Here is a 26,219-nt window from a genome sequence, read left to right as displayed (position 1 = left end):
AATGGTATTCTAAGCCCCTCCCACCTAACAAGCTCGATAATCACGTAAATAAGCATAAGGAAAAACAAACCAATGACCATGCTAGCTCTCGCATTTAGCCCGGATTTTTGTGTCGTAGCAGCAGACCGTGCAGTAGGTAACTTAAATGCGACTGGACTACGTACCACAACAGCAAAAAACACAAAAATAAAACACTTTAACGAAGGACCAATGCCTTTCATTGCTACTGCTGCTGGTTTTGCAGAAGCTGTGGAACTTGTACCTGAATTTGTAAAGCATAATACTATAGAGTCTCCGAGTGATCTTATTGGGTTAGCCGAGTTTCTAGCTCAATCTATGAAAGAAGCTCTCGAAGAAGACATCTGGTCTCAAACTCATACTACATCTTGTATTCTGGCACTGACTGCTGACAATCAGTTTTTTGTCCATTCCTTGTACCTAAATGACGAAGAAGTTTTGTTTTCAGGTTTTGAGCCTACAATATCAGTAATCCCTGCTGGGTTTTGCGCTCCTGAACATCAAGCACACAAAGAGCATTGGCAAAAGATGTTAACAGAAGCAATTATGCCCAATGAGCAAAAACTCACACCGCAGGAAAGACTTAACCGTGTATTAGAAGTAATGTCTAATGCATTTGAAGAATGCGCATCTTTAAATCAATTTGTAAGTAAAGATTTTGATTACTGCATAATAACCAAAAATGACAGAAAGATATCGCTAAATCAAACACCTACCAACTCAATTTTTATATAACTCACAGCCAAAAATCTAGGTATCTAGCTACTTTGATAACTTTTGAAGTAGCTAGCAAGAGGTACCTAACCTAAAAATATAACGCCCGGCTAAGGGGTTGACAACGCATAGCCGAATTCAAAAAACACACTGTAAACACTGAACTGCAATTTTGCACTAAAGCCGCCCAGCGTTGGCAATCCCTCTTGAGCCGTTTGTTATAAGCCAGTTACACCTTACTTGGAGGTTTGATTAACACACTCAAAAGTTACAGTAGCTTTAGGATAATTACCTAAAATATATGGTCCAGAATTTTCATGAGTGTTAACAAGCTTAAAAGCTTTGTTTAAACTACCACAAAAACGATTTGCTTCTCCTAAGGCTTCAGCGAGCAGAGGTTTATCACCAGATGGAAAAGCACCTTCTTGGCGTGAAATTACGAAGGTATTTTCGCCCGCAGGTGTAGGGCCGATAGTTTTAGTGGCACAACCAGAAATTGATAATATAGAAATAACAGGAAATATTAATTTTTTAAGCATATGTGAACCGTGTATTAATTGAATGCAATAGCCTTTAATTCTTGCATTGAATAGTTAGAATATTGCTCATGTACTTTTAACGATAACTTAGCAAAGTTTGTCGTATTCCCAACACCTTTAATAGCATTGAAGTTTCCTACTCTGTAACTAACACTGCCCAATGAGACACCGATTTTGTCAGCAATCTCTTGCTTAGATAGCGGTGAATTTTCAACTCCAAACTTGCACAAAAAGAAAATCATAAGATCATCTTTTTTAACCCATTTATGGTTTGCCACAAAACCTCCTTAGGCTTATAACGCCGCATTAAGTGGTGAACAACGCCACCACCAAAGCCTAAACCTTGCCACATTTAGCACTGAAGCTGACCTAGACTGAAATCGCCAAGCGTTGAGAATCCGTCTTAAATGCTTTGTTAGGCAAATATTACCCCCATTTCTTCCGCTTCAAAACGAGATTTTTAGGCGCCAAAAAGAATGGAAAAAACTCATACATATAAGGGACAGTTTGCTTTACTCCTTGCAATTCAGCTAAGTTGTGAAGCTCATGTGACAACTTACTTAATAGCGAGTAAAACGGACTCAACAACGAAACCAATGACCAGACAATATGAAAGTTAGCTTTCTCTGTTGCGTGATATAAATAGTGAAACTCTGACATCAGCATTAGTTCTCCGTCTATGTTTCTTCCGGGATACCACGATGAAGCCATGTTCATTTTATCTATGTAACGAAAAGCATTCGCCTCGAGTTTTTGTCTCGTACTGTATTTTAATCCCCAAATATGGCTATTAATAACTTCAGACCACATTTTTAGGGGATCTTCATGCCTTGGTGATTCCGTGATTTGGTCGAGGTTATAATATCTAGATCCCGTACCAAACAAAGACAAAACTTCAAGAATTTGCTGTTGTTCATCGCTGCTTTTCATCTCGATATTATGCTTCTTCGCTATCGAACAAGACGCTCTGTAAAGATCTAATATGTTGTGCCCATAAGCCCTAAGCTGGTTGTTTGTTGGATTCAAATTCTCATTTTCTAGCTTGTGTTGCAGGACCACTACAATTTTCATCAAGCGTTCAAAACCAATAGATAATTCAAATAATCCAGAGTAGAAGAACCCCCTGCCTTGGTCATCAATATTTGCCCTACGTATAGAGTCTAAACCAGCAAGTAAACTTGATTTTGTTAAATGTCCCTCTTGGGACAAAAGTCTGTATTCTTCTTCAAACACAAGCATGAATGTTTCCTATTTGCCTAACGCCCGCTTAAGGGGCAGACAACGCTACTACCAATTTACCGCATAACACCGTAATCACAAAAATCAACGCATAGTAAAAATACCGCGCGTTGGCTGTCCCTCTTGAAGCGTTTGTTAGTTGCGTTCTAACCATTCCGATCGCAATACACCATATTTTAATGAGTCATAGTACTCGCCTTGGTAATATCGTACTTTTCGAAGCTTAGCTTCCTGCTGAAAGCCCAATTTCAAAGCTAGTGACATCATTCTAGGATTACCTGACCACGTGGTTAGGCCAACCCTTTCAATTTCTTTATTTTCGAAAAGATACGAAATCCAGAGGCGAACAGCAGAGGCTGCAACACCTTGCCCCCAATATTCTGCATTGTAGATCACCACTCCAGCTTCAAGCCAACGAGTTTCTTCACATTCCCAATAACAGCTAACCGAACCAACAGGAATATCATCAACCGTAACCAATTGTGAATTAGAACCTATTATTAACTGCTGAAACGAAGATTTTTCGAACTGATCTAATGATGGATAAGAATAAGGAAAATAAGGGCCATTAAACTTGGTCCATTCGTCATTAGAGGTGACTAAGGAATGAATCAGCTTTAATTCATGCAGTCTAGCTGGTCTGATTTTGACTTGGTTTTCTTCCACAATACTTCCTATTACTGTGAGCAACTAACGCCCGGCTAAGGGGTTGACAACGCACCACCGGACTCAAAAAACACACCGTAAACACTGAACTTCAATTTTGCACTAAAGTCGCCAAGCGTTGGCAATCCCTCTTGAGCCGTTTGTTATGCAAATTCAATAAGATAAACTGACTTTACTCGATCAAAAGCCACAATTGCAATGGTTGAGTAATTCAAGGACCAACCGAAGCCAGAGCCGTGATAAATAAGCCGCCAAAACAAAGTCCACCTTTCAGCAACAAACCAAGCTTTTGAATCAGGAAAACTTAACGGGCGAAACCTTCAGCAAGTGCAAAATGCTCGATAAACTTGCCCTTTCCACACTTTGCGCCCACTGAATTTACAACTCGCCAGCACTAAAACTGATTGAGGCAAACAAAGAACCTTGCCTGCTTTACGGCTTGAGTAAACCACGAATTTTAGGGTGAAAATGCTCATTTGCCGACAACACAAAACGAATGGCCGGAGAAATCCAAAAGATTGAACCCCTAAATTTACCTGAGTTGCATAACGCCCGGCTAAGGGGTTGACAACGCACCACCGAACTCAAAAAACACACTGTAAACACTGAACTTCAATTTTGTACTAAAGCCGCCACGCGTTGGCAATCCCTCTTGAGCCGTTTGTTAGGCCAACCAATTGACACCAACACTTTCATAGCCAAAGAACGAGCTTTTTTGTAAACTTGAAACAAACTAACCGATTCATTTATAAACCAAAATGCTGAATCAGCAAAGAAACAAAAAACTAAAATTGAACGGTTTGGAAGAAAAGTGACGAGCGTAGCATGCTCGGCGGACGTTTGGATGCTGAAGGTTATTTTGCCAATGAATTTACAGCGATAAACAACCCAACGCGATCAAGAAACAACAAATATGTGATGGCGATTTATTGCTTAAGTTAAGCCACAAAACATGGGATTTACCGTTCAATTTCAACTCGTTTTAGCTGATAAAAACTCACTTTGCCTAACGCCGCATTAAGGTGTGAGCGGCGCTTGGCTATACTTGAGCGAAGCGAAACTGCCAAGCGTTGCGAATCACTCTTAAATGCTTTGTTATACCCGTATTAAGGTTTCTTCGGCGGAGTACCTCCTGGCTTAGTCTGATTCTTAGGAGGTTGGTACCCCGCTTGATCATTTCGAGGTGGACGATACCCTTCATTCACGGGGCGATAACCATCCATGCCAGTACCTTTGTTCCCATTACCTTGAGTCATATTTATCCCTTACGGTTTTTGTGGTGGTGTTCCAGTTGGCTTATTTTGCCCATCGGTTTTAGGTGGCTGGTATCCTTTTTTCTCAACTTTGGGAGGTTGATATCCCTCAATACTTGGTCGGTATCCATCATTCCGCGGAACCTGTTGATTCTGAGTCATCTGTTTGTTCTCCTGTGTCGTACTCGAAAAATTCTATAGTTTTTATTTTTGAGGAGCCTATTAGTATTCCTAACGTTCCTCCACGTGGACGAATAAAGGTATCTTCATTATCAATATGCCAGCATTCTTCCAAGTATATTTGTTCCGCAGCAGGGTAACTGGATGCAAATGAATCACCAGCAAACTTCCCCCCAATCCGCTTACCATCAGTAAGCTCCACAATAACCCAGTACCACTTCCGTTGTTGAAAGACAAAATCCCACGGTTTTTGAATAGGGTGCGGCGCATTCTTTTGAAACACTTCTAGCTGACGCACTTTGCTAAACGCGAGTGCTAGCATACAAGGCAAAACCAAAAGTACACCGAAAACTAGCAACCAAAGAAGCCAGAAATCTAGCTTTTCGATATGTTCACGAAGTTCGATTATAGGTATTCCAACTAACGCATAGCAAACACAGCTGTAAGCCAAAGAATCAATTACTTGTTTGGATGAGTCCAATTTATCATTCGGGTGCAAAAGACCATAGAATTTGATCGCAACAAAGCCCGGTATAATGAATGCGATAAATAGCAATAACTTATCGATTTCCCAAATGTCCAATATTATCTCCTAAGGGTATAACGCCCGGCTAAGGGGTTGACAACGCACCACCGAACTCAAAAAACACACTGTAAACGCTGAACTTCAATTTTGCACTAAAGCCGCCACGCGTTGGCAATCCCTCTTGAGCCGTTTGTTAGGCCAACCGATTGACAACGATACTTTCAAAACCCAAGAACAAGGCTTGTTTGATAACTGAAAACCAACTAAGCGATTCATTTATAAACCAAAACGCTAAATCAGCAAAGAAACAAAAAACTCAAATTGAGCGGTTTGGAAGAAAAGTGACGAGTGTAGCATTCTCGGCGGACGTTTGGATGTTGAAGGTTATTTTGCCGCTAAATTCACAACGACAAGCAACCCAACGCGATCAAGAAACAACAAATATGTGATGATTATTTATTGCTTAACTTAAGCCAGAAAACATGGAATTTACCGCTCAATTCCAACTCGATTTAGCTGATAAAAACTCACTTTGCCTAACGCCCGGCTAAGGGGTTGACAACGCACCACCGAACTCAAAAAACACACTGTAAACACTGAACTTCAATTTTGCACTAAAGCCGCCACGCGTTGGCAATCCCTCTTGAGCCGTTTGTTATGCAAATTCAATGAGATAAACCGACTTTACACGACTAAAAGCCACGATTGCAATGGTTGAGTGATTCAAGAATCAACCCAAGCCAGAGCCGTGATAAATAAGCCGCCAAAACAAAGCTCACCTTTCAGCAACAAACCAAGCTTTTGTGTCAGACAAACTCACCGTTCAAGACTTTCAGCAAATGCGAAATGATCCAATAACTTGCCCTTTCCACACTTTGAGCCCTCTAATTCAACAACGCACCGGCACTCAAACTAATTGAGGCAAACAAAGAATCTTGCCTGTTTTACGGCTTGAGTTAACCACGAATTTGAGGATAAAAATGCTCATTTGCCGACAACACAAAACGAATGGCCGGAGAAATCCCACAAGATTGAACCCCTAATTTTACCTGAGTTGCATAACGCTATCTATACAACAAAATGCGACCTAATTTACCACGCTACCGCCACTTATCATGAACTTTGATAATTAGGAATCTATCATATAAATCTTTTTTATCAGATTGTTAGTTGAATAAAAACTGCGTCAGACGTCACATTAGACGACTTTATGCAACTTAGTTTGTTGACTAAACCAAAAACAACAATACTGTATATAAAAACAGGCAGTTTTATTGGAAAAATATGAAATCACAATTTATTTTAAGCATTAAAGAGTATATGCAAGCGCGACACTATGCAAAAAAAACTATAGAGGCATATTTGCACTGGATAACACGATTCATCTACTTCAATAACAAAACACATCCAATGAGAATGGGTAGTAAAGAAGTTGAGATGTTTTTGACTGACTTAGCTGTTAATGGGAAAGTAGCCGCTAAAACACAAGCGTTGGCGCTTAACTCTCTCCATTTTCTGTACCGTGAAATCATTAAAGAACCGCTATCAATTAGCATGAATTTCAAGAAATCTCAACTTGCTCAAAAATTACCAGTAGTGATGACAAGAACTGAAATTAAGCGTTTTTTAGAACATATTGAGCCACGATATCAATTGCAAATTATGCTCTTATACGGATCAGGGCTGCGGCTGATGGAATGTGTCAGACTCCGAATACAGGATATTGATTTAGATTATGGTGCGGTTCGGGTATGGCAAGGAAAAGGAGGAAAAAACCGCACCGTCACACTTGCTAAGGAGCTTTATCCACAACTAGCTGAGCAACAAGCATTAGCTAAGCGTTACTATGATAAAGATATGCAAACCAAAGGTTATGGAGGAGTCTGGTTACCCAATGCGTTGCGAGAAAAATATCCTTCAGCTCCTTATGAGTTTAATTGGCACTACTTGTTTCCATCTAATTTACTTACCTTAGATGAGAATAGTGGGTTGAAACGAAGGCACCATATTAATGAGTCGGCATTGCAGCGAGCAGTTCGGAAAACCGCTCATGATGCTGAGATACAAAAGTCAGTTTCATGCCATACGCTAAGGCATAGCTTTGCGACACACTTGCTAGAAGCGGGAGCGGACATTAGAACAGTACAAGAACAATTAGGACATAGTGATGTAAAAACCACTCAGATTTACACTCACGTACTGGATAGAGGCGCCAGCGGTGTATTAAGCCCACTGTCGCGCTTATAAATAAGCGCAATAAAAAAGGAGAGCATACTTGCCCTCCTTTTCTTTAAACCTTCACTGCTAAATTAAAGAGCAGTTTTTGCTTTTTCAACAAGCACTGCAAATGCAGCTTTGTCGAATACCGCGATATCAGCAAGGATCTTACGATCGATCTCAATAGATGCTTTCTTAAGACCGTTAATGAAACGGCTGTAAGATAGACCATTTTGACGAGATGCTGCGTTAATACGCGCAATCCATAGCTGACGGAACTGACGCTTTTTAGTGCGACGGTCACGGTAAGCGTATTGACCAGCTTTGGTTACAGCTTGGAAAGCTACGCGGTAAACACGTGAACGTGCTCCGTAGTAACCTTTAGCTTGTTTTAGAACTTTCTTATGACGTGCACGAGCTTGTACACCACGTTTTACGCGAGGCATTATGCTTCTCCTAAACTAAACGATAAATAAACTAAAAAGAATTAAGCGTATGGCAACATGCGCATAACACCAGCCACTTCACATTTTGGAAGGATTGAGTTAGGGCGTAGTTGACGCTTGTTCTTAGTAGTACGCTTAGTCAGGATATGACGTTTTGTAGCGTGCTTAAATTTAATACCGCCAGCAGTTTTCTTAAAACGCTTAGCTGCACCTTTGTTGGTTTTCATCTTAGGCATGATGAATAACTCCGCATTGTAGTAGTTTAAATAACATGTAATTAGGGCGAATAACACCCCACCGTCTTTCAACGGCGAGGTCTCATTACTTGTAAGCCGTTAATTACTTCTTTTTAGGGGCAAGCATCATGATCATCTGGCGTGCTTCAATTCGACTCGGGAAAGACTCAACTACTGCAATTTCAGCAGTATCCTCTTTCAAACGATGAAGAACATCGACACCGATGTCTTGGTGCGCCATCTCACGGCCACGGAAGCGAATAGTAACTTTCACTTTGTTGCCTTCTTCTAGGAAACGGGTCAGGTTGCGTAGTTTTACCTGATAGTCTCCAATATCAGTCCCAGGACGGAATTTAATTTCCTTAATCTGGATCTGTTTTTGCTTCTTCTTCTGCTCTTTAGCAGTCTTGCTCTTTTCAAAGAGGAACTTGCCATAGTCCATCACACGACAAACTGGTGGCTCGGCGTTAGGGCTGATCTCTACAAGATCCATACCAGCTTCTACAGCAGCTTCTAATGCTTCGTTGATTGATACAACACCAACGGATTCACCATCTGCGCCAGTTAAACGAACTTCACGAACGCCACGAATTTCACCGTTTAAACGGTGCTGGTTTGGTTTGGCCGGCTGTTGGCCACGTCTTCCGCCTTTAATAGTTTATTCCTCCAGATTGAGCTTACGGCTAGAAACTTCGGCTTGGATATACGCAATAAAGTCATCCAATTTAAATTTACCTAAGTCCTTGCCCCTGCGGGTACGTACTGCGATCTCTCCGGCTTCCATCTCTTGGTCACCACAAACAAGCATATACGGTACACGCTTTAAAGTGTGTTCGCGGATTTTAAAGCCAATCTTCTCATTTCTCAAGTCTGCTTTGGCTCTAATTCCACATTTTTGTAGTTTTTGTGCTACTTCCTGAGCGTAAACTGACTGTTTATCAGTAATGTTCATAATTACCGCTTGTTCCGGCGCTAACCACGTAGGGAAGAAACCTGCATACTCTTCGATAAGGATACCGATAAAGCGCTCAAGTGAACCCAAAATTGCACGGTGAATCATAACCGGAACAAGACGCTCGTTACTTTCGCCAACATATGTCGCGCCTAGACGAGCAGGTAAATTGAAATCCAGCTGCACTGTACCACATTGCCACGCACGATCTAAGCAATCATGCAAAGTAAATTCAATTTTAGGGCCGTAGAATGCGCCTTCACCTTCTTGAATTTCAAATGGGATATCCATTGCCTGCAGTGAAAGCTTTAATGCTTCTTCCGATTTATCCCAAATTTCATCACTACCAACACGTTTTTCTGGGCGTGTAGACAGCTTAACAACGATGTTATCAAAACCGAACGTCGTGTAGGTGTCGTAGACCATCTTGATACAAGATGTCACTTCTTGTTGAATTTGATCTTCGGTACAGAAAATATGGGCGTCATCTTGAGTAAAGCCACGAACACGCATAATACCATGTAATGAACCTGATGGTTCATTGCGGTGGCAAGATCCAAACTCAGCCATACGCAATGGCAGATCACGGTATGATTTCAAACCTTGATTAAATATTTGAACGTGGCCTGGGCAGTTCATCGGTTTAATTGCATATTCACGGTTTTCAGATGACGTCGTGAACATGGCATCCGCATATTTATCCCAGTGACCAGAACGCTCCCATAGAACTCTGTCCATCATTAATGGACCTTTTACTTCTTGGTAATCGTACTCACTGAGTTTTTGGCGAATGAACACTTCAAGATCACGGAATATAGACCAACCGTTATGGTGCCAGAATACCATCCCTGGAGCTTCTTGCTGCATATGGAATAGATCGAGCTGCTTACCAATTTTACGATGGTCACGTTTAGCCGCTTCTTCTAAACGCGTTAAATGGGCTTGAAGTGCTTTCTTGTCATGGAATGCCGTACCATAGATGCGCTGTAGCATCTTGTTATCGCTGTTACCACGCCAGTACGCGCCAGCGATGCTAAGCAGGGTAAAGTGTTGGCAGAAGCTCATGTTAGGTACGTGAGGGCCACGACACATATCAATGTATTCTTCATGATGGTATAGACCCGGTCTGTCATCACGAGCCACATTCTGATCCAAGATTTCCATCTTGTATGTTTCACCGCGAGCTTCAAAAGCATCACGGGCTTCCTGCCAACTGACTTTCTTTTTGACAACTTGATATTTTGTCTTGGCAAGCTCTTTCATGCGCTTTTCGATTTGCTCTAAATCATCTTGCGTGAGTGATTGCTCAAGATCGATATCATAGTAGAAGCCGCTGTCGATCGTCGGACCAATCGCCATTTTGGCTTGTGGATAAAGTTGCTTTAATGCATGGCCAAGTAAGTGCGCACAAGAGTGGCGTACGATCTCTAAACCATCAACTTCATCTTTGGTCGTTATAATTTCAAGGCTAGCATCATTTTCAATAAGATCGCACGCATCGACGCGCACACCATCGACACGGCCTGCGATCGTTGCTTTTGCAAGACCAGGGCCGATAGAAGCTGCAACTTCCATTGTCGATACAGGGTGTTCAAAATGACGTTGACTGCCGTCAGGAAGAGTAATAATAGGCATGTATAATCCTTACAGTGGTGTTGCATACCAAGCAACACTTGCTAAGTTTGTTTTTCATTAAAATCAAATAGTTAGAGCTTAATGATGGAAATATTAAGTAAATTGGTACAATGTCAGGTACAAATACGGATGCACCGCACAATGTAACAAGCAACATTCTAATGGATAGATTTAAAATCACAATGTATTCATTAAAAAAACTTCATAATCAAGCATGCATTTTTAACTGACTAAAATGAAGAATTCTAAACGGCAAGCCACCAAAACTCTGCAGCAGACTTATCTATCCATAAAGATATACATAATGCGTTACTCATCACGCAGTAAGTAAATCGCTGTTTCTTAATCGAACAAGAAGCGTTGTTGGTGGTGCCTTAGAGGGGTGAAAAATTTTTATTTCCCGGGGGTTCCCCTCGTTTGCAACCACAAAGGGCTAAAAAGTACCTTTTACCCATTCCGAACGTTATGAGTGAAGTGCGTAAAAAAACTCAATCCCGCCATTTTTTCTTACAACACAGCGTCTCTTAAGAAATAGTTTTGAGTTCAAATTTTTTAACAATGTGCTCGCCCAACTTTCCGAAAGATCCAACCTCTCAGAAATTTGTAATGAGGTGACCTCTTCACCACGACGAATTGAACGTAAAACTTTAAGTTGAGTCTTGCTTGGTTTGATTCGCGCCACTTGATGCGGGGTACTACGTGCTGCGGTTATAAGAGCCTCGTTTATCGGCTCATTTTGGCATAAAAATGTCATCTCAGGCTTACCCCCTGATATTCAGAATTAAATATAGATTAGCAATTGATCTCTTTGATCATTTTGGTGGATGAAATTTATTGAAATGTAGGGCTAAGACAGGTTCGCCAGCACTTTTTTAGCCATAAGTGGTAGGTATTTAGAGCCGCTGACTTCTGCAATTCAATGTGAGTGTGTATGTAGGCCTGATCTAGCTTTCCTTTGGCGTGATTCAGTAGGGTTTCAGCCACGAGGTAATCAACACCAATATCCGCCCAAACAGTTCTAGCGAGTTTTCGTAAATCATGCGCAGACCATTCACCTTTGCTCACGTTCCGTATCAGCTCACTTGCTCGACTTGCATGGATAGGCTGTTGGTCACGCTTGTTCAATGGGAAAACGTTATTACCTTTGTAATTGTTCACTAATTGCCACTCTTTAAATTCTCTCAGCATCACTATAATTTCAGTAGTCAGTGGATATACCATTTCACGTTTAGTTTTGGTGTAATGCTTGGGGATAGTCCACTGCTTCGTCTTGAAACAAATGTGTCTCCACTTGGCTTGACGCGTCTCACCAATACGAGAGCCGTGAGCGAGCATCATCAGACCGAGCACTCTCGTAAATGGTTCAGCTAAACATAAAGCTCCAAGCAATCCAGTGGCATCTCCTGGTCGAAGTGCACAGCCTTTCACATCGATTTTAGCTTTAACAAAATCAGTAAACTTCATCCCATCTAATGGATTTACACCCAAGAATCGCAACTTTTTAGCCTTATTAAAGGCTGCTTTTAACGTCTGAAATAATGTTCTCAAATAACTTGGTGAGTACAGCTCTCCCCTCAACACTTTCATTAACCGTTTTTCGATTACGCGATGGTCGAGTTCTGAAATCAAGACGCCGTGCATATTCGGAATTAAATGTTTCTCACACATAGATTTAAGAGAAACTAATCGATTATGTGCCAAAAATTTATCTGTGGTTTCCGCCTGCAGGTACCAACATAGCAGTTCATCGACCGTTTTGAATTCATTGAATACAGAACGTTTTCCAGTCGCTAAATCTGCAACATAAACATGCAAAACATCAAATACATGTGCTGCCGAAAGACTCGGATAACGCCCTAAAGTATGAGATTTCTGAACTCCACCTCGATATTCCATATAAACCCATGAACCTTTGTTGCGGTCTTTAGTAAATCTGAGATATAGAGAATAACGCTCATCTTTTAACTGTTTCACTCTTGGGTCACGCATGTGCTTTCTAATTTGAGCATCAGAAATCTTGCACCTAACCGTCGAAGTGACTTTTACATTTGCATTAAATCGAATCCCCATCACGCCCCCAATAACGTTGCTTGAAGAGTCATAGAGCTAGGCTGACGGCCACGCCCAGAAAAATTAACCGAATCAATAGAGCATTCCCCGCGAAATGCTTTAGGAAAAGAATCATCCAGAACCACAACCCCCTCAGCAAAAGCGCGCAGGTTAGGTGGCCCGCTGATCGTCAGTTTCCGCCCCTCTCGTTGAATTCGTCTCAGCTCGGTTAAACAAACTTGCTCTGCGTCAGTTCGGCTACTACAGTCCTTGCTGATCACTTTGAACGGCTCATTTCCCGCCAAAACTTCCAATCGCTCACCAGAATCCGTCGTTAAATAAAAAGACTTAACGCCGTTGAAGTCATCACGCCCATCAAGTTCTACCTCAACATTCAAAAAGTCAGCCGAACCCTTCTCCTCCGTAATATCAGGAAGTGACAACGTAATAGTCTCAATCTTTTTACCACTTGCGCTTGAAGCTTCACCTTTCGGCGCTATCACATACACACCATCAACAATCTTCGCGGCGGCATCGTATTGTTTGGCTAAGCGATACACAAAAGCAGATGCACTCTCATCAGTCCGATCGACATGCTCGATTCTAATATTTTGTAATCGAGGATGAACAAAAACCGAAAACCCATGAGGAGTAACACAGTCAGAAACGACTTGCGTCAAGGTCGAATCATTCCAGCTTGACGACTTCTTGGCACGATAACCCGTTGAATCTTTAATATTAAAGGGGGCCACGCTCAGCACAATGCTGATCTCACGTGGGTGCAAACTTGCTGAACGCTTAGAAATCTGGAATTCATCACGAAATACATCACCTAAATACACTTGATATTTCTCACCCTTTGGGGGAATGCCATCAATATCATCTGAAAAAATAGCCATGGAAAGGTAGTCTCCTTCCACCCCATTACCATCTGTGAGCTGCCAACTCTTCAATAAGCTCATCATGAGCTCAGCGTTTTTACCTTCGATTCTCAACATCAGTCCCAACTCCGCGTAACACCAATAGAACGTTGATTCACATTCACTTCAGGGATAATCACAGAACAATCTTGTGGAAAAACATCAGCGCGAACATGGGGATTGAGGCGGTAAAACTCCGCCTCGATCCGATCTCCATCTTGCCCCGCATGCTTGAACAACAAATCAGCCACCAAATACCCCGCCTTAGCTTGTACCCGCATTAACGAAACTCCATCAGTTGTAAAGAAACCTCGGTCACCATCGCACGGCCATCATGGACAAGTTCAGAACGGCCCTCTTTGATCTGCTTAATCGTCCACTTGCCTAGGTTAAAACCTTGTCCATCACTCACTTGCTGCGGAGCAAGAATCAAAGCCCTCAGCGCGTCCACACTTTTAGCCGCGCCATATCGAGTCCACTTAGCTGTAATATCAATAGAATCGAGGGGTTGCCCCGTAAATTCCGATTTACTTCCATCCATCACCGACACTTCCGAGTAGGCTCCATTGCTTACCCGATCCATTTTGCTAATGGGGGTTTTATCCCCCACAGCAAAGACAAACTCACCGATCACGATGTGGTGCATAACTAACTCCGGTCAATCGCAGAAATAGACAAAGAATCATCAATAGAAAGCCCAGACATACTGCCGAACTGCTGCTGAAGCGCATTCGCTACTTCTTGTCGAGCTAGAAAAGCGAGCTTTTGTTCATCCATGCCAGGTGCGGCATGAATGGGCGTTGATATTTGGATAGGAGGAAGCGAACGTGCCAACGACTCTTTTCGTTCCTTTTCCTCAATCTTCGATTGAACGTCACTAGAAGCCATCAGCTTATCTGGTGGATTCGTCAGCTTATCGCCAAACCAACCACCTAACAGCTCGCCGCCATAGTCACCCAAAAACGAACCGGCTAAACCGCCGATAACTGTGCCAACACCGGGCAAAATGGCGGTACCAATCGCCGCGCCCAAACTCGCACCACCCAAACCACCAAGTAAACCACCGCCCTCGGTGATCGCTCCTTTAGTGTCACCATCCACCAAAGCGGTAGCGATATTCGCCGTAGAGATCGCCATTGAAAGCGGCCTAATCAATTTATTCAGTCCGCCTTTCCCTAAGCCCTCAGCAACATCACCACCAATATCAAGCGCATCTTGCGCCATGGCCATTGCCGGAGTCATCGCCAAAGCGCCCCCACCTAAAGCAAGCGGAAGCGCACCGCGTTTTGCAGTGAACGCCGTTGAAGCAAAGTTATAAGCACGAGCCAAAGGATTACGAGAGCGAACACGAGAACTAGGGCGCGAACGGCGACCCGCCGATCCACCGCGACCGCCACGGCCAGAACGACCACCCGACTCCATCAAAGTGCGATTTAGCCGGCTAAACTGCTTAGCCGCAAACTGCGCAGCGCGACCGCTCTCATTCGTTTCACGGTTTAGACCTTTACGAAACAAGCGGCTCTTATCGAGCGTGTTGCCAAAAATAAGTGAGGCGGCTTTGCCCGCAAGCATCACACCTTTAAGGGTGATCAACGCAGCAACGCCAATACCCACCGCAGCCGTTAAACCTTGGTTGGCTTCTGCGAAATTGCTCACCATGTCAACTGCATTACCGAGCGGTTGTAAAACCCAGTTCAACGCAGGAAGCAGCGCAGTACCGACGATCACACTCAACCGATTCAGCTTATTAATGAAAAGCTGAATGCCTATTTCACTCGTCGCAATACGTGAATTAAACTCACCTTGCAGTGATTTAAGGTGGACTTCTTCTGAATCATTGGCCAACTTACGCAAGCGAACAAACTCTTTCGTATTTCCAGCCAGAACCGCCACCGCGCCTTTTACCTCTTCACCGAAAATCTGTGAAATCAACGCGCTTTGCTCTTCCAGAGGTGCAGACTTAATCGCTTCTAACACGTCAAGCAAACTGCCCGCCGCATCATCTTGCATCGAAGCCGCCAAAGAAGCAGAATCAAAACCAATCGACGCTAATGCTTTTTTCTGAGTGCCCGTTGCTGCATCACCCATCGTCAAGCGACCAGAGATACTTCTTACTGCAGTTGACACACGTTCGTCCGCCATACCCGTTGCAATCATGGTGGTAGCCAACGCTGCAGTGTCATTATTGGTGAAACCTGCCAGTTTCGCGGTCGCCCCCTCGCGCGCCATCACGTTAGCAAGCTGCTTAGGGTCCATGTTTGAATCATTAGATATGTAATTCACCATACCCGCTAAATTCATCGCACCTTTTTGATCTAAGTTTAAAGCGGCCTTAAAATCAGACAGCGTCTTACCCGCTTGCGCCGCTTCCATATCAAAAGCCACACCCATTACCGCTGAATCCAAAACAAACTGCTTTAAATCATTAGGGTCTTTGATGCCAGAACGGCCACCAGCAGCAAGCATCGCATTCAGGTCATTCGCGTTTAACCCGCCGCCTTCTTTAGAAGCTTGAGTTTTCAACGACCACTGCCGCATTTGCGCCGCCTCTTCAGGCGACATATTCACGACCTTCTTCACATCAGCAAAAGAAGATTCGTTTTTAACTGCACTCCAAACCGTCGCGGCAACTGGCGCAGCGGCGATCGCTAGTGATGTCGCCTGACTGCCTATCTCCCCTAACTTCGCACTGCGTCCATCAATGCGCGACTGAATAGCCTGCATCTCTTTCATGCGTGCATTTTGCTTCGCAATAGCAGCGGTTGCTTTTTCTGCTTTCTGCTCTAAGCGCTGCTGCTCATCACCCAAGCGCCGAGTATTAATACCCGACTCCTTCAGTGCTGCCCCAAGGCCGCGCAATTTATCGCGCTGCTTCGTTTGCTTATCCGTCAGCTCAGCAACGCGCTGCGTCGCTTTTTTATAGGCCGAATTCAGATCAGAAGTGCGAACCTTACCTTGGTGCATCTCAAGGTTTAACGACTCCAAGCGGTTTTGCGCCTGGTGTAATTGAACCTTTAAGCGCTCAGCTCCATCACCTGACGCTTTTTTAAGTTGGCTATTAAGCCCTTTGATCTCTGCTTGCGTTTGGCTGTAAGCGACACGCAGGCCAGTCGCCTGAGCCTTATTTTCTTCAAGCTGCTTACCAAGCTCCGAAACACTAAGCTCAGCTTGTTTAGATTGCTCCCTCAGCTTTTCCATACGCTTAATAGCGGACTGATAACCCTCAACCTTTTTCAATTGAGAATTAAGAGAGATCACCTCGCTGCGCTGCTTAGAAATTGCTGCCGTTAAACGTTCAGCCGCCGAAGTAGTAGAAACAATGTCCTCTAACCCTTTCACCGTAGTATCAAGGACTAAGCTGATCTTATCCGCCATTGCGCGCTCCGAGTTTTGACAGAATCAACTCATAACGACGCACCGCAACGTCTTGAGCCCATTGAAGCAACTCAGATTCAGACGTATTACGGTGCATAGGAATAAGGTCGATTAAAGATTCAACGTCGCGGGGTGAAAGAATGCCGCCGATTGTTGAAAAAAAGCGCCCACCTGCGGTTTTAGCGCCAAGTAATCACGTAAAGAGAGGTATTGAAAGTCCGCTTTTTGTAGCCCAGTCACCACGCGAAACATAAAATCTTCACGTTCTTCATCATCTTCAATTTCAGCCAGTGCGGCGGAATGAGACACTTTAGGCACTTGGAATTTAATCCGATCAAACTTCTCGCCCGCTTCATTTTCAAACGGATCAAGCAAATCAAACTCAAAGCGATCACCACTTAGCTTTTTGCCTTGAACCTCATCACTGGGAGTTAAAATAAACTCAATAATGTCTGAATAAAGTTGAAGGAAATCGGGCGTATGCAGTGTGTTGAATTTCTCAAGTGTTATCTCAGCACAATGAAGGATCACGGCTTTACGCTGTTCAAACTCCTGCTTTGGTGTCATTTCAGTCAGCTTAATGTGCGGCAACCCTTTAAAACTGGCGGTCGAAATGATTTTTAGCTTAACGGTTCTGAGCGCTTGCGCTTCTTTTTGTACGCTGTCCGTTTCACGCTGCAGTGCGGCTATCTCATCTTCACTCGCATCAGTCGTGATCTGCTTAAGCTTATTCTTCAGCTCTAACAGGCGAGCTTCTAGTGCTTTGCTTTTTGCCGCATCCCAACTAAAAAACTTAAGAATACTGATTTTGTCCATGTTGAAACCCCAAAAAAAAGACCTCCCACTATCGCTAGTAAAGGAGGTCTATTTGCCAGATAAAATTAAAATCCCATTAAATCCACACCACCAACCGTCGCTTTGCCAGTGTCGATATTAATATCGTGGATCGTGATGCCCGTATCCGTCAGCTTGTATGCTTTGCAAGTGCCTTCAATGGTTACCGTAGGCTTTTCACCCATTTTTAACGCATCTTTCTTGATGTTGGTGATCGGCCCGTACAGTGAGTAAGCTTCAACATAAGCAATACCCATTGTATCTTTGCCATTTTCTGTCACGTTGATTTGCGCGTTATCCATAAAATATTTGCCAAGTGCAAGCTGCAGCAGCTTGTGATCACCATGGACTTTTAAAGACCACTTCAACGCTTCAAAACCCACCACATCTTCAGATTGAAAAAAACCGCCATCATTCGAGGCGGTCTTGGCTTTTAAATCTGGCGGGGTGAATTCCACGATTTCATTCATGAGCGGCACGGATTCAACCAATGCCGCAATGCGTTTACGAATACGATCAGCCATTAACGACCTCCTCTAGCCACGCTTCAATTAAGCCATTATCAACGCTCAGCTCATAAACCATGTGTTCGTTTGGAGAGTAGCGACCGTAGTTAACACACAAGAACCAGCGCCCTGAGTTGTAGTTCTCAAGGTTGTTCTTGTCAGGGTGCAGAAACGCTTTAAACACCGGAATGACTTCTTTAGCGACTAGGTTTTGTCCCCAGTTCGTAAGGCGATCAATCACTTGAGTCATAAAGGCTTCAGTAAGCTGTTTGCCCATGAGTGGCTGACTTGTCTCTTCAAGCTTACGAGCCATGAGATCTTCCAAGCCAACGTGGCTGATAAAGCGTCCCGTATTGGTTCGGTTACCGATGATCGAATAGCCCCCCATGCGCGTACGCGCAATGGTTACTACGCCATGCTTGTTTAAGAAGTTAGCTTGCGTGGTTTTATCTTTGATCTTGTAAGACACATAACGCGATGTTTCATCACACATAACGCCGCGATTTTGTGGGCTTTCATACCCCTCCACCGAAGCCATTGCCGCAATCAAAGCGATGGAAGCGGGCATTAATACTTGTGCACCATCATAGGTTTTCAAAAACCAAGGGTCGATAATACAAAGCTTATCTTCACCCGTTCCTTCCGCACCGAATTCGCCCGCGAATTCCGCTGCGGCCATATCGTTTGTGTTGGGGCCATCAAGTACAGGTCGACAACTTACATCACGTCCAATTAGCGCCAATGCTTGGCCAATCGGTTTAGAGCTAAAGCCCGGCGCGCCGATAATCGTCGGTGTTTCAGGGCAAGCTTTCACGGTTTGCAAACCAGTTATCGCCCCTGTTGCGCTATCAACACCGCCAATCACATTCGCTTCCGTCGTTGCAGGCACTTCGGTATCTTCAACAACGGTGACGTAAAGAATGCACTGCACGAACTCGAGTAAATAACGCACCACGTTAGGTAGCGTCCCAACGCGATCGCCAACACTATCAAGCATCAACATCGCATGTGGGTAATTCCATAAACGAGTCGGCTCGTTATAAGCTAACCCTGCGTTTTTATTCGGTGCGGTTCCGGTAATGTGAACCACTTGCAACGCAAGTGGCCCCATGCTCGGCATCGGCTCAATGGTTTTGACTTCAACGCCATTGAGTTCAAAATCTTGGATCGGTGAAAGCATTATTTGCCCTCTTGTTTTGCGGTTGTCTCTGCCGCTTTTTCAGCAACAGGCGCTTTCGCTTGGGTTCCGGGTTTGCCCACCTTGCCATTCAATAGCAGCATGGAAGCTTGAGCAGGTAAGAGCGGGACGGTTTTGTTATTCTCGTAATCAGGGTTAACCCATTCGCCGTTCAATCGAAACGGCTGTAATATCGGGTAGTTCTGAGTTTTTGACTTTTGCAGCTTTGTGGGTGTCGCCATTGGCTAGCTCCAATAAAAAACCCGCCAATGCAAAGCACTAAGCGGGTTGGGTTTGAATAGGGTTGTAAACGAGCATTAAAAACCCGCTAATTTAGCGGGCTTAAAGTGTTTCGGGGTTTATCGGCCATGGGTTTTCGTCTCGAATTTTCAAGTACAGCGCATTAGCTTGTAGTCGATATTCTTCTGCTTTAGCTTCGTCACCTTCAATGTCTAGAATGCGCTTGCCTTCGTTAGCAAGACGATCAACATCAAGATAAAGATAAGCGCGCTTGTCAGTCACTTGCTGCACTTGTGCTTGATACTGATTTTGCAAGTGCGTTACCCACTCATCATTAATCCATTCATCAAATCGAGTTTTTGGAGCGTCTAGCGTGTAGTCGTCAGTCACTAGCGTTTTATCATCAAACTCTTTTTTCTTTGTGCAGTCTACTTTTAGATATGCTGTGACTTTTCCGGTGTAAATAATTAGCTCGCCATCTTTTACAAATGCCTTTCGTCCGTCCATTTTTGCGGCTAGAGCGCCGTTGTACTGCTGCTCTGTTATTTCGATTGCGCCGTCACAACATTCAAACATTAACGCATCGTCAAAAGCGAAAAACGTCTGCGATGGAGATTCTTGATTATCCATTAGTAAATCCTCTTATATAAAGGTTCAATAACACCAAAAACTTGGACTCTATCAGCCGTAGGAACGACTGAAGATAAATCGAAGTCAATACGGTTTTTCTTTGCTTCTTGTGCGAAAGTTTCACCAGCTTGTACTGATACTTGCGACGAAGAAGAAAAAACCCCCGTAGCGCCAGATGGGTTAGATTTGTCAGAACCCAAAAATTCCCCCGTGAAGTTACGCATAGCATCAGGGATAATCACGCCATAAGTCAGCCCCGGAGTCGGCATTGCTCCCATTGTATTGAGCATGAAAATTTGCTGTCCGCTAATGGGTGACAGCGATGAACTTACAGTCATCTTTACAACTAAGTTCGGAGCTGTGCCAGAGATGACTTTGTTATTAAGCAAGTCGCTATTGTAAGCATCGTCAGCAGTTAGCTTAACAAATCGAAAGCGCGGGTCATCGGTAGGCGGTGGTGTGTCGAACGCCACTTCCATTCCAATTGGAATAGAGGCGAATTGGTAACCCGTGTCGTAAGGTACAAACGTAGCGCCTGCTGGCTCAGTAGATGAAGTTTCAAGTATCCCTACTTCTGTACTACTTATCAAAGGTCTAGAGTTTTGAACAACAGTAAGAACGCTAGGAAATGATGTCTCACGCTTAAACCAAAGCTCGTAAGTAAAAGCTGCAATTCGTTTTGTATAAAAGGTTGGATTATTTACAGCCAATGTTTTTGGCACAATAACAACTGATACTGAATCGCCACGCTCACCAAGCAAAATGTCAGCACTAAATCGTTGTGGTAATGCGTAATTAGAGCCACCAAAAACAGATATAAAAACCGCATCACCGTCGGTTGCCGTACCGCCTCTAATAACCGCTATTTTGACCCATGATGATGGTTTTCTAATTGTGTAAGACTGCGGTAGTGCCGGATCCCATGTTTGTTCAGTACCACCAGGAGTGGCTGCTCCACCATTATCTGGCCCTGACGCTGCGCGAGCGATATAGCGCAAACCATTGCTAACGACCTCTTCACCGATGCTGTAGTTGACTAATTCAGACCACAGTTGTTTTAGTGCTGGAATATCATTGTTAAATTGTTCTTTAGTTAAGTACTGGGAGTGCGGATCATTATCATCGGTATGCGCTTTAATACGTGCTTCCAAATCTTCCCAATCTACATACACTTTTGACAGATCAACTTTGCACTCAACATTGCTCGCGTTGGTTGTGTACATTTCCACGGCATAGCGAACCGAATCGGTAGCACCTTGCTCTATGGTTGGCTTGTAATCCCCTTTTCCGCGAGCGTAACCGTAAAGTGTGCCGTCTTCTAAGCGGATCGCCACTTCATGAATATGAAAACCACCTACATCTGCAGGTAAATCACTCTTAAATACTAATAGTGTTGGGCTTTCAGGGTCAAACAGCATACCGCATGGAACGGCGTACTCTTCTTGAATCATAGTGGTTTGCAAGCGAGGGTCACTTCCATCAGCAAGTAGCCCGCTACCAAACACCATTTCTTTCACGGGTAGCTTTCGACCTAATTGGATCGAGTTGTTTTCTGCTGCAATCCCTGCATTCGTTAAATAGCAGCGCAAGTCTGTATCTTGATTAGCCATGTTTAATTCTCACCGACTTAACTGAATGAATAGCAATCGCTCTGGTTTTTGGTAGAGCGTAAATAGGAGGAATGGGTTCGGCGGCTTTCACTCGCACAATACGTGCACTATGAAGCACCAAAGCACGATACTTATTGGCGCTGTGTAACCGTGAAAGCGTGGTTGTAACGCTGTCTCGTTCCGATTTATAAGCCGTAATTCGCGCATTAATACGTTGCGACATCTCCGCTGTAAGCGGTTGATCAAGCAATCTGGCATCAACGTCAATGGAATACGCTGCATCACCACGGGTGACGGCAGAAGCAAAGCCCAGCGCATCAAGCGCCGTTTTAAGCCCTGTTCTGGTTCCGGCCTTGCTGTGTATAGGAAATGCTTTATCTGTCGTTTTACGTTGCTGCACTATCGTGTCGGTAGGCTGCCAATCTGCAACACCGCGCTCACCCGCGAGTAGCACAACGAACTCATCAGCGGTTAACTGTGGGTTCTTTAAATTTGGGTAAGGGTTAGTTGCTCGCGCTAAAATACGCGCCCATGCGTATTCTAATGACTCTTCGATGAGCGTTCGGTTGTCAGGTTGAACGCTAACAAACTTATTCTGCTCTGACATCAATGATCACCTCTGTACAATGTGGCGCCTCATCCCATTGACACACCACATCAGCAGCAGGTTCTAACACCTTCACTCGCTTCACACCCAGTTCGTAGAACTCGTGGCCGATCTCTTCAACATCAATCACTTCTTCTAAGCGATGCTTGCGCTCAGCAAAGGCCATTCCGGTTTGCTGCGCCTGAGCTTTGGTGACATGGTTATTTGGATTTGCGCCGGTATAGAGCACGACGCTGATCGTATAAGGAATAGGTGTCGCGGCTTTTGTGGTGATCTCATCACTTTCTTGAGCAATGTCATCACGGTTTAAATACTTGCTCGTGCGTTCAAGTAGCGCGGCACTCGGAATGCCGTTGGCGGTTTCACGGCTAAGAATCGCCACCGAAACCTTACCAGAATTCGGCTCGGTCATTCTGGCCTGTGCATCTTTCACAAGAGCTGCTTGAGCCGCTTTCGGAAATTCATAGCGTACAACCACCGCGTCTGCTTCCGACTCAATCTTAATCACTGGCCGCTCATCCAAAGTTAACGCATGGAAGCGGTAACCTAACCGAGTTCCGGTGGTATGGAACTGGTACGGCGCTAAATCAAAGCGACGTAAGAGATCATCATTAGATTCAAGAACAGCGGGTTTAGGTGGAAACACTGAGGTATCTTCTGGCTGTAAGACTTGCCGTTTCAAGTTGTACTGCAGCGCCATTAAATCCACCATGTCGCTTTCTGTCACGAACTTACGAAACATCTGCAGCGCCCAGTAGTTTTTCTCACGGGTATCAGCAATGTATTTCAGCACTAAAGCTTGCAGCACTTGCGCGAGTAATTCACTGTCATTAGTCAACGCCTCTTGCAAATAAGCAGCTTTCTCTACATCGCTTGCTGCGCAGTGCTCTACAGCAAACGCAACATACTCAGCAAGCAGCGTTTCAAAATCGGGCTCTTGAAACGCTTTCGGGCGGTTATCTTGAGTTGTCATACATCCACACTCGTTCTTATTGCTTCACCATTCCACTTGCCGACCACGCTCACCACAAAACCGCGTGCAGTTGGCGTGGCTTGACACTGTTCGATCGTCAAACCAATCAATTGATTATTAGGATTAGTTAACGCTTCAATGGAAAGGTTTTGCACAATTAACGCTTCAGACGGGCTTTGATTTTTCCCTAAACGCTCAATGGCTCGGTTACCCAGCGCACGGCGCTTCACCCGAGAACCAACTTGAGTGGTTAGCACTCGCTTAATTCGGCAACTCAATGCAGCAAGCCCGGTGACAGTTAAACCCGATTCTTGATCAATGCCCACTATCATTTTTTAGCCTCAGTTGTCGGCCTATTTTCATCGTCATAGTGGAAGTGCAGTTTCACGCTATAGCCATCAACCACTACATCACCACCGGTGATCTCCATCGAACCGGCAAAGGTAGCCGCGCCACCACTTGCACCACCAGAAACTGCAAACGCGCCTTGGTGGTTAAACAGGCCCGTATTAATCAACTTGCCTGTGAATATGCTATCGCCTGTGCGGTTCGTATTACCTGTGTGTTCTTGGTTACCAATGTGCGTTAAGTCTGCATTCAAAAACATGCCGCCGGGGTAGTTGCAAGTGATCGAACCTTCATCGAGGTTATACAGCTCAGTCATGCCGCTACCGTAATCCGTCATCACTTCGTTTTCTTGCAAAGTCGGAAAGGGAAACTGGTTAGAACGCAATCCCATCAGCGCGGCGGCATTGTTTAAGTTGTCACCATGGCCAAGGTTAATCAGAATGCACTGCTCACCAACGGTTGGGCGGCGATAATGTTTGACTCGTCCCGCCGCAGGCACAAAAAAAGGCACACCCTCAGCTAAGTTTGTGCCTGTTTGAATATCCACCGTTCGTTCATGGGCCGCTTTAACTGTGCCCAGCCGGATAATATTGGCTAATCGCCTATTGGTATCCTCAAGGTCTTCTCTCAATGTCCGAACTTCATTCTGAAGCGACGCTACTCTCTTGATTAAATCCATCCAATTCAGCCCCGCCAATTTCACCATACACTTCGTTAACTGGGCCCATGCGTATCCGTTGTTTCATGGTCACCGTTCTGGCAAACACACCAAGCTCCGGTTGGAAACGGCTTGGGTTATTTGAAACTGGGATCGCTTCTTCGCAATCATCACTTTCACCAAAGAACTCATTAAGCAGCTCACGATCAATGCGTGTCGATGCATCAAGCGCTTCAAGGTCAAAGTCAGCCACTGACGTGGGAACCTCAATCAAGAACCTCAGCTCAATATCGTGAATGTGGCGACCATCGTTTGAATAACTGCGTACTGGCTCTGCCTCACCTACTAAATAGCTAATCTTCGTACTCGTTAATTCATCAGGGCTGCGCGTGTAAGTTGATTTGATTTCAATGTTTAATGCTTGCTCTAAATGAGCAATAACTTTTTCAACCCACTCACGCGGCGAGCGAAAGAACGTTTCTGAACTCACGATGGAAGAACTCCTCAAACTTACGATTAATATCAGGCAAATAGTTATTGATGATCTCTTCCGTATCCGCAGATATATCGACGGTGACCAGCTCAATGCTGCTTCGTTGTTTTCCAGTACGTCGAAACACCAGCAGCTCATCGCTCTGCATATGTGAAATAAACGCACCGTCATAAAAATCACTGCCAACACGAACGCCAAGCTTGTTTTGAATCGGCTTACCGGTTCGGTGTACACCAATCTCATTCACACCGATCCACAGCTTTGAAATGCGCCCATTTTTGTAATTACGAAAACGAGAACGCAGCGCCTTGTTGTCGATTTTCAGCTCATAGCCTAACTCGGCCATTGTCACAGCTCTTAGCCAACGGTTGGTGAGTGTGGCCGCGCGTTGAACCGCTTTCGGGATCTCTTTTTCAAACGCTTCGTATTTGCGGATAAACTCCGTATCCAACAACAGTCGATTGCTATTGGTATTCAGACCAGCCATCACCACGCGCCCCGCTGCCTTTTTGCACCATCACATACTCGCGTGTGATCTGGCTATCAGTGCCGGTTGATTTAACAGGCATCTCATAAACCAACATATACGGCTTATCTTTATAAACCGTACTGCATTGCTCTGGTAACGCTTCATCAGTAAGTAAGCGATGCACAGTGTGCTCACCGCGCTTTGCACTTTGTATGTACCCAATAATCTCTCGCTGATCGCCTTCTGCTGTCGTCACTAAAATAGAATGCCCAAAGCAATCCGCGATAGATGCCCGGAGTAGCCCCCGAGCAGATTCAAATAAGCTACTCATACTTAAGCAGCAGGGACGATTTCAGTGATCACACCGCCAGTCAGCAGCACACCACCGTCAACGAACACACCAACAGGTTGCGAAACCGTACCTTCTGCCGTGGGTTTCGTTTTAGTAAACTCGCCCGCTTCAAAGTAAGCTGCATCACAATCAAAGCTTGGTGTGTCACCCACTTTAATCGGGCCATCAAAGTGCCCATCAATGTGGCACGTCACCACTTCACCCGCTTTAATGGTTTGCATTGGCACAACCAACAAACTGCCCACCAAACAAGGGATGTCTTTTTTAAAGCCACCCGTTGGAGCGATCACTGCAATTTTTTTACCGTCGCTATAGCGCATCGTTTTCACCATTTTTTATCTAGATAAACAAAAGGGC

The 26,219-nt window shown here is 44.4% G+C and carries 31 protein-coding genes; 2 read left to right on the top strand and 29 right to left on the bottom strand.

The features are described 5' to 3' along the window. The first annotated feature begins 72 nt into the window (after positions 1–72). Positions 73–753, top strand: a complete 681-nt coding sequence (locus AACV32_RS12225; RefSeq protein ID WP_088733305.1) for a hypothetical protein — start codon at positions 73–75, stop codon at positions 751–753. 215 nt (positions 754–968) lie between these two features. Here the strand turns inward: AACV32_RS12225 and AACV32_RS12220 are convergent, their stop codons facing one another. From AACV32_RS12220 to AACV32_RS12195, 6 genes are all read right to left on the bottom strand, one after another. Next, complete coding sequence (locus tag AACV32_RS12220) at positions 969–1,271, bottom strand: hypothetical protein (RefSeq protein WP_170895090.1); 303 nt, start codon at positions 1,269–1,271, stop codon at positions 969–971. A 14-nt stretch (positions 1,272–1,285) separates the two neighbouring features. Further along, positions 1,286–1,549 carry a winged helix-turn-helix domain-containing protein gene (locus AACV32_RS12215; protein ID WP_170895091.1) on the bottom strand — a complete coding sequence of 88 codons (264 nt, stop codon included), beginning with the start codon at positions 1,547–1,549 and terminating at the stop codon, positions 1,286–1,288. Positions 1,550–1,697: 148 nt separating this feature from the next. After that, entirely contained in the window at positions 1,698–2,510 is an 813-nt protein-coding gene (locus tag AACV32_RS12210; RefSeq protein ID WP_077680560.1) for a hypothetical protein, read from the bottom strand. A 135-nt stretch (positions 2,511–2,645) separates the two neighbouring features. Then, positions 2,646–3,176 (bottom strand): GNAT family N-acetyltransferase, encoded by a 531-nt coding sequence (locus AACV32_RS12205; RefSeq protein WP_170889330.1) that lies wholly within the window; start codon positions 3,174–3,176, stop codon positions 2,646–2,648. A 1,106-nt stretch (positions 3,177–4,282) separates the two neighbouring features. Further along, positions 4,283–4,432, bottom strand: coding sequence for a hypothetical protein (locus AACV32_RS12200; RefSeq protein ID WP_167489502.1), 150 nt, complete (start codon positions 4,430–4,432; stop codon positions 4,283–4,285). Between the two features lie 127 nt (positions 4,433–4,559). Then, positions 4,560–5,192, bottom strand: coding sequence for a DUF6338 family protein (locus AACV32_RS12195; protein WP_170895092.1), 633 nt, complete (start codon positions 5,190–5,192; stop codon positions 4,560–4,562). A 1,227-nt stretch (positions 5,193–6,419) separates the two neighbouring features. Here AACV32_RS12195 and AACV32_RS12190 point away from each other — a divergent pair. Then, positions 6,420–7,382: an integron integrase gene (locus tag AACV32_RS12190; protein ID WP_017043784.1), complete on the top strand. Its 963-nt coding sequence runs from the start codon at positions 6,420–6,422 to the stop codon at positions 7,380–7,382. 62 nt (positions 7,383–7,444) lie between these two features. Here AACV32_RS12190 and rplT read toward each other — a convergent pair whose 3' ends face one another. From rplT to AACV32_RS12075, 23 genes are all read right to left on the bottom strand, one after another. Beyond that, the gene (gene rplT, locus AACV32_RS12185; RefSeq protein WP_010319590.1) at positions 7,445–7,798 is read right to left on the bottom strand and encodes a 50S ribosomal protein L20; all 354 of its coding nucleotides are present in this window, start codon (positions 7,796–7,798) and stop codon (positions 7,445–7,447) included. Positions 7,799–7,839: 41 nt separating this feature from the next. Further along, a complete protein-coding gene (gene rpmI / locus AACV32_RS12180; RefSeq protein ID WP_010319591.1) occupies positions 7,840–8,034 on the bottom strand; it encodes a 50S ribosomal protein L35 in 195 nt (64 codons plus the stop codon). A gap of 103 nt (positions 8,035–8,137) precedes the next feature. Then, on the bottom strand, positions 8,138–8,689 hold the full coding sequence (gene infC, locus AACV32_RS12175; protein WP_080569453.1) for a translation initiation factor IF-3: 552 nt from the start codon (positions 8,687–8,689) through the stop codon (positions 8,138–8,140). A gap of 3 nt (positions 8,690–8,692) precedes the next feature. Then, positions 8,693–10,621: a threonine--tRNA ligase gene (gene thrS / locus AACV32_RS12170; protein WP_010319593.1), complete on the bottom strand. Its 1,929-nt coding sequence runs from the start codon at positions 10,619–10,621 to the stop codon at positions 8,693–8,695. 831 nt (positions 10,622–11,452) lie between these two features. Beyond that, positions 11,453–12,610, bottom strand: coding sequence for a tyrosine-type recombinase/integrase (locus AACV32_RS12165; RefSeq protein ID WP_236732758.1), 1,158 nt, complete (start codon positions 12,608–12,610; stop codon positions 11,453–11,455). 80 nt (positions 12,611–12,690) lie between these two features. After that, positions 12,691–13,668: a hypothetical protein gene (locus AACV32_RS12160; protein WP_170895094.1), complete on the bottom strand. Its 978-nt coding sequence runs from the start codon at positions 13,666–13,668 to the stop codon at positions 12,691–12,693. Further along, entirely contained in the window at positions 13,668–13,871 is a 204-nt protein-coding gene (locus AACV32_RS12155) for a hypothetical protein (protein WP_170895095.1), read from the bottom strand. Before AACV32_RS12155 ends, AACV32_RS12160 begins: the two co-directional genes overlap by 1 nt. Then, complete coding sequence (locus AACV32_RS12150) at positions 13,871–14,236, bottom strand: phage tail protein (RefSeq protein WP_017049014.1); 366 nt, start codon at positions 14,234–14,236, stop codon at positions 13,871–13,873. Before AACV32_RS12150 ends, AACV32_RS12155 begins: the two co-directional genes overlap by 1 nt. A 2-nt stretch (positions 14,237–14,238) precedes the next feature. Next, positions 14,239–16,965 carry a phage tail tape measure protein gene (locus tag AACV32_RS12145; protein WP_170895096.1) on the bottom strand — a complete coding sequence of 909 codons (2,727 nt, stop codon included), beginning with the start codon at positions 16,963–16,965 and terminating at the stop codon, positions 14,239–14,241. 111 nt (positions 16,966–17,076) lie between these two features. Next, positions 17,077–17,781 carry a phage tail assembly protein gene (locus tag AACV32_RS12140; RefSeq protein ID WP_170895097.1) on the bottom strand — a complete coding sequence of 235 codons (705 nt, stop codon included), beginning with the start codon at positions 17,779–17,781 and terminating at the stop codon, positions 17,077–17,079. Positions 17,782–17,846: 65 nt separating this feature from the next. Continuing rightward, positions 17,847–18,323: a phage major tail tube protein gene (locus AACV32_RS12135; RefSeq protein WP_064626817.1), complete on the bottom strand. Its 477-nt coding sequence runs from the start codon at positions 18,321–18,323 to the stop codon at positions 17,847–17,849. Continuing rightward, the gene (locus AACV32_RS12130) at positions 18,316–19,485 is read right to left on the bottom strand and encodes a tail protein (protein WP_017050104.1); all 1,170 of its coding nucleotides are present in this window, start codon (positions 19,483–19,485) and stop codon (positions 18,316–18,318) included. Before AACV32_RS12130 ends, AACV32_RS12135 begins: the two co-directional genes overlap by 8 nt. Then, positions 19,485–19,724: a hypothetical protein gene (locus AACV32_RS12125; protein WP_017050103.1), complete on the bottom strand. Its 240-nt coding sequence runs from the start codon at positions 19,722–19,724 to the stop codon at positions 19,485–19,487. The genes AACV32_RS12130 and AACV32_RS12125 overlap by 1 nt, the downstream gene beginning before the upstream one ends. A 100-nt stretch (positions 19,725–19,824) precedes the next feature. After that, complete coding sequence (locus tag AACV32_RS12120; protein WP_017050102.1) at positions 19,825–20,352, bottom strand: hypothetical protein; 528 nt, start codon at positions 20,350–20,352, stop codon at positions 19,825–19,827. Further along, a complete protein-coding gene (locus tag AACV32_RS12115) occupies positions 20,352–21,962 on the bottom strand; it encodes a phage tail-collar fiber domain-containing protein (protein ID WP_170895098.1) in 1,611 nt (536 codons plus the stop codon). Before AACV32_RS12115 ends, AACV32_RS12120 begins: the two co-directional genes overlap by 1 nt. Beyond that, on the bottom strand, positions 21,955–22,569 hold the full coding sequence (locus tag AACV32_RS12110) for a phage tail protein (RefSeq protein ID WP_017050091.1): 615 nt from the start codon (positions 22,567–22,569) through the stop codon (positions 21,955–21,957). Before AACV32_RS12110 ends, AACV32_RS12115 begins: the two co-directional genes overlap by 8 nt. Further along, a complete protein-coding gene (locus tag AACV32_RS12105; protein ID WP_170895099.1) occupies positions 22,553–23,542 on the bottom strand; it encodes a baseplate J/gp47 family protein in 990 nt (329 codons plus the stop codon). Before AACV32_RS12105 ends, AACV32_RS12110 begins: the two co-directional genes overlap by 17 nt. Continuing rightward, positions 23,539–23,874 carry a hypothetical protein gene (locus AACV32_RS12100; RefSeq protein ID WP_017042809.1) on the bottom strand — a complete coding sequence of 112 codons (336 nt, stop codon included), beginning with the start codon at positions 23,872–23,874 and terminating at the stop codon, positions 23,539–23,541. Before AACV32_RS12100 ends, AACV32_RS12105 begins: the two co-directional genes overlap by 4 nt. Beyond that, a complete protein-coding gene (locus tag AACV32_RS12095; RefSeq protein ID WP_069582141.1) occupies positions 23,871–24,569 on the bottom strand; it encodes a phage baseplate assembly protein V in 699 nt (232 codons plus the stop codon). The genes AACV32_RS12100 and AACV32_RS12095 overlap by 4 nt, the downstream gene beginning before the upstream one ends. Beyond that, positions 24,532–25,038, bottom strand: a complete 507-nt coding sequence (locus tag AACV32_RS12090; RefSeq protein WP_017050088.1) for a hypothetical protein — start codon at positions 25,036–25,038, stop codon at positions 24,532–24,534. The genes AACV32_RS12095 and AACV32_RS12090 overlap by 38 nt, the downstream gene beginning before the upstream one ends. After that, positions 25,004–25,528 (bottom strand): hypothetical protein, encoded by a 525-nt coding sequence (locus tag AACV32_RS12085; RefSeq protein ID WP_017050087.1) that lies wholly within the window; start codon positions 25,526–25,528, stop codon positions 25,004–25,006. The genes AACV32_RS12090 and AACV32_RS12085 overlap by 35 nt, the downstream gene beginning before the upstream one ends. Further along, positions 25,506–25,841 (bottom strand): hypothetical protein, encoded by a 336-nt coding sequence (locus AACV32_RS12080; RefSeq protein ID WP_017050086.1) that lies wholly within the window; start codon positions 25,839–25,841, stop codon positions 25,506–25,508. The genes AACV32_RS12085 and AACV32_RS12080 overlap by 23 nt, the downstream gene beginning before the upstream one ends. A 2-nt stretch (positions 25,842–25,843) precedes the next feature. Beyond that, complete coding sequence (locus tag AACV32_RS12075) at positions 25,844–26,182, bottom strand: capsid cement protein (RefSeq protein WP_017050085.1); 339 nt, start codon at positions 26,180–26,182, stop codon at positions 25,844–25,846. Positions 26,183–26,219 lie beyond the last annotated feature (37 nt).

It is taken from the genome of Vibrio sp. B7, from assembly GCF_963888765.1.
GTDB classification, from domain to species: domain Bacteria; phylum Pseudomonadota; class Gammaproteobacteria; order Enterobacterales; family Vibrionaceae; genus Vibrio; species Vibrio anguillarum.
This window is presented reverse-complemented; position numbering and strand designations above follow the sequence as displayed.

Coding starts and splice junctions, on each gene's coding strand:
- AACV32_RS12120 (WP_017050102.1), bottom strand. CDS start 20,352: ATGGATAATCAAGAATCTCCATCGCAGACGTTTTTCGCTTTTGACGAT.
- AACV32_RS12095 (WP_069582141.1), bottom strand. CDS start 24,569: ATGGATTTAATCAAGAGAGTAGCGTCGCTTCAGAATGAAGTTCGGACA.
- AACV32_RS12080 (WP_017050086.1), bottom strand. CDS start 25,841: ATGAGTAGCTTATTTGAATCTGCTCGGGGGCTACTCCGGGCATCTATC.
- AACV32_RS12190 (WP_017043784.1), top strand. CDS start 6,420: ATGAAATCACAATTTATTTTAAGCATTAAAGAGTATATGCAAGCGCGA.
- AACV32_RS12125 (WP_017050103.1), bottom strand. CDS start 19,724: ATGGCGACACCCACAAAGCTGCAAAAGTCAAAAACTCAGAACTACCCG.
- rplT (WP_010319590.1), bottom strand. CDS start 7,798: ATGCCTCGCGTAAAACGTGGTGTACAAGCTCGTGCACGTCATAAGAAA.
- AACV32_RS12140 (WP_170895097.1), bottom strand. CDS start 17,781: ATGGACAAAATCAGTATTCTTAAGTTTTTTAGTTGGGATGCGGCAAAA.
- AACV32_RS12150 (WP_017049014.1), bottom strand. CDS start 14,236: ATGCACCACATCGTGATCGGTGAGTTTGTCTTTGCTGTGGGGGATAAA.
- AACV32_RS12100 (WP_017042809.1), bottom strand. CDS start 23,874: ATGATAGTGGGCATTGATCAAGAATCGGGTTTAACTGTCACCGGGCTT.
- thrS (WP_010319593.1), bottom strand. CDS start 10,621: ATGCCTATTATTACTCTTCCTGACGGCAGTCAACGTCATTTTGAACAC.
- AACV32_RS12145 (WP_170895096.1), bottom strand. CDS start 16,965: ATGGCGGATAAGATCAGCTTAGTCCTTGATACTACGGTGAAAGGGTTA.
- AACV32_RS12105 (WP_170895099.1), bottom strand. CDS start 23,542: ATGACAACTCAAGATAACCGCCCGAAAGCGTTTCAAGAGCCCGATTTT.
- AACV32_RS12200 (WP_167489502.1), bottom strand. CDS start 4,432: ATGACTCAAGGTAATGGGAACAAAGGTACTGGCATGGATGGTTATCGC.
- AACV32_RS12110 (WP_017050091.1), bottom strand. CDS start 22,569: ATGTCAGAGCAGAATAAGTTTGTTAGCGTTCAACCTGACAACCGAACG.
- AACV32_RS12130 (WP_017050104.1), bottom strand. CDS start 19,485: ATGCTTTCACCGATCCAAGATTTTGAACTCAATGGCGTTGAAGTCAAA.
- AACV32_RS12160 (WP_170895094.1), bottom strand. CDS start 13,668: ATGTTGAGAATCGAAGGTAAAAACGCTGAGCTCATGATGAGCTTATTG.
- AACV32_RS12155 (WP_170895095.1), bottom strand. CDS start 13,871: ATGCGGGTACAAGCTAAGGCGGGGTATTTGGTGGCTGATTTGTTGTTC.
- AACV32_RS12220 (WP_170895090.1), bottom strand. CDS start 1,271: ATGCTTAAAAAATTAATATTTCCTGTTATTTCTATATTATCAATTTCT.
- AACV32_RS12135 (WP_064626817.1), bottom strand. CDS start 18,323: ATGGCTGATCGTATTCGTAAACGCATTGCGGCATTGGTTGAATCCGTG.
- rpmI (WP_010319591.1), bottom strand. CDS start 8,034: ATGCCTAAGATGAAAACCAACAAAGGTGCAGCTAAGCGTTTTAAGAAA.
- AACV32_RS12075 (WP_017050085.1), bottom strand. CDS start 26,182: ATGCGCTATAGCGACGGTAAAAAAATTGCAGTGATCGCTCCAACGGGT.
- AACV32_RS12165 (WP_236732758.1), bottom strand. CDS start 12,610: ATGCGTGACCCAAGAGTGAAACAGTTAAAAGATGAGCGTTATTCTCTA.
- AACV32_RS12085 (WP_017050087.1), bottom strand. CDS start 25,528: ATGGCTGGTCTGAATACCAATAGCAATCGACTGTTGTTGGATACGGAG.
- AACV32_RS12225 (WP_088733305.1), top strand. CDS start 73: ATGACCATGCTAGCTCTCGCATTTAGCCCGGATTTTTGTGTCGTAGCA.
- AACV32_RS12115 (WP_170895098.1), bottom strand. CDS start 21,962: ATGGCTAATCAAGATACAGACTTGCGCTGCTATTTAACGAATGCAGGG.
- AACV32_RS12210 (WP_077680560.1), bottom strand. CDS start 2,510: ATGCTTGTGTTTGAAGAAGAATACAGACTTTTGTCCCAAGAGGGACAT.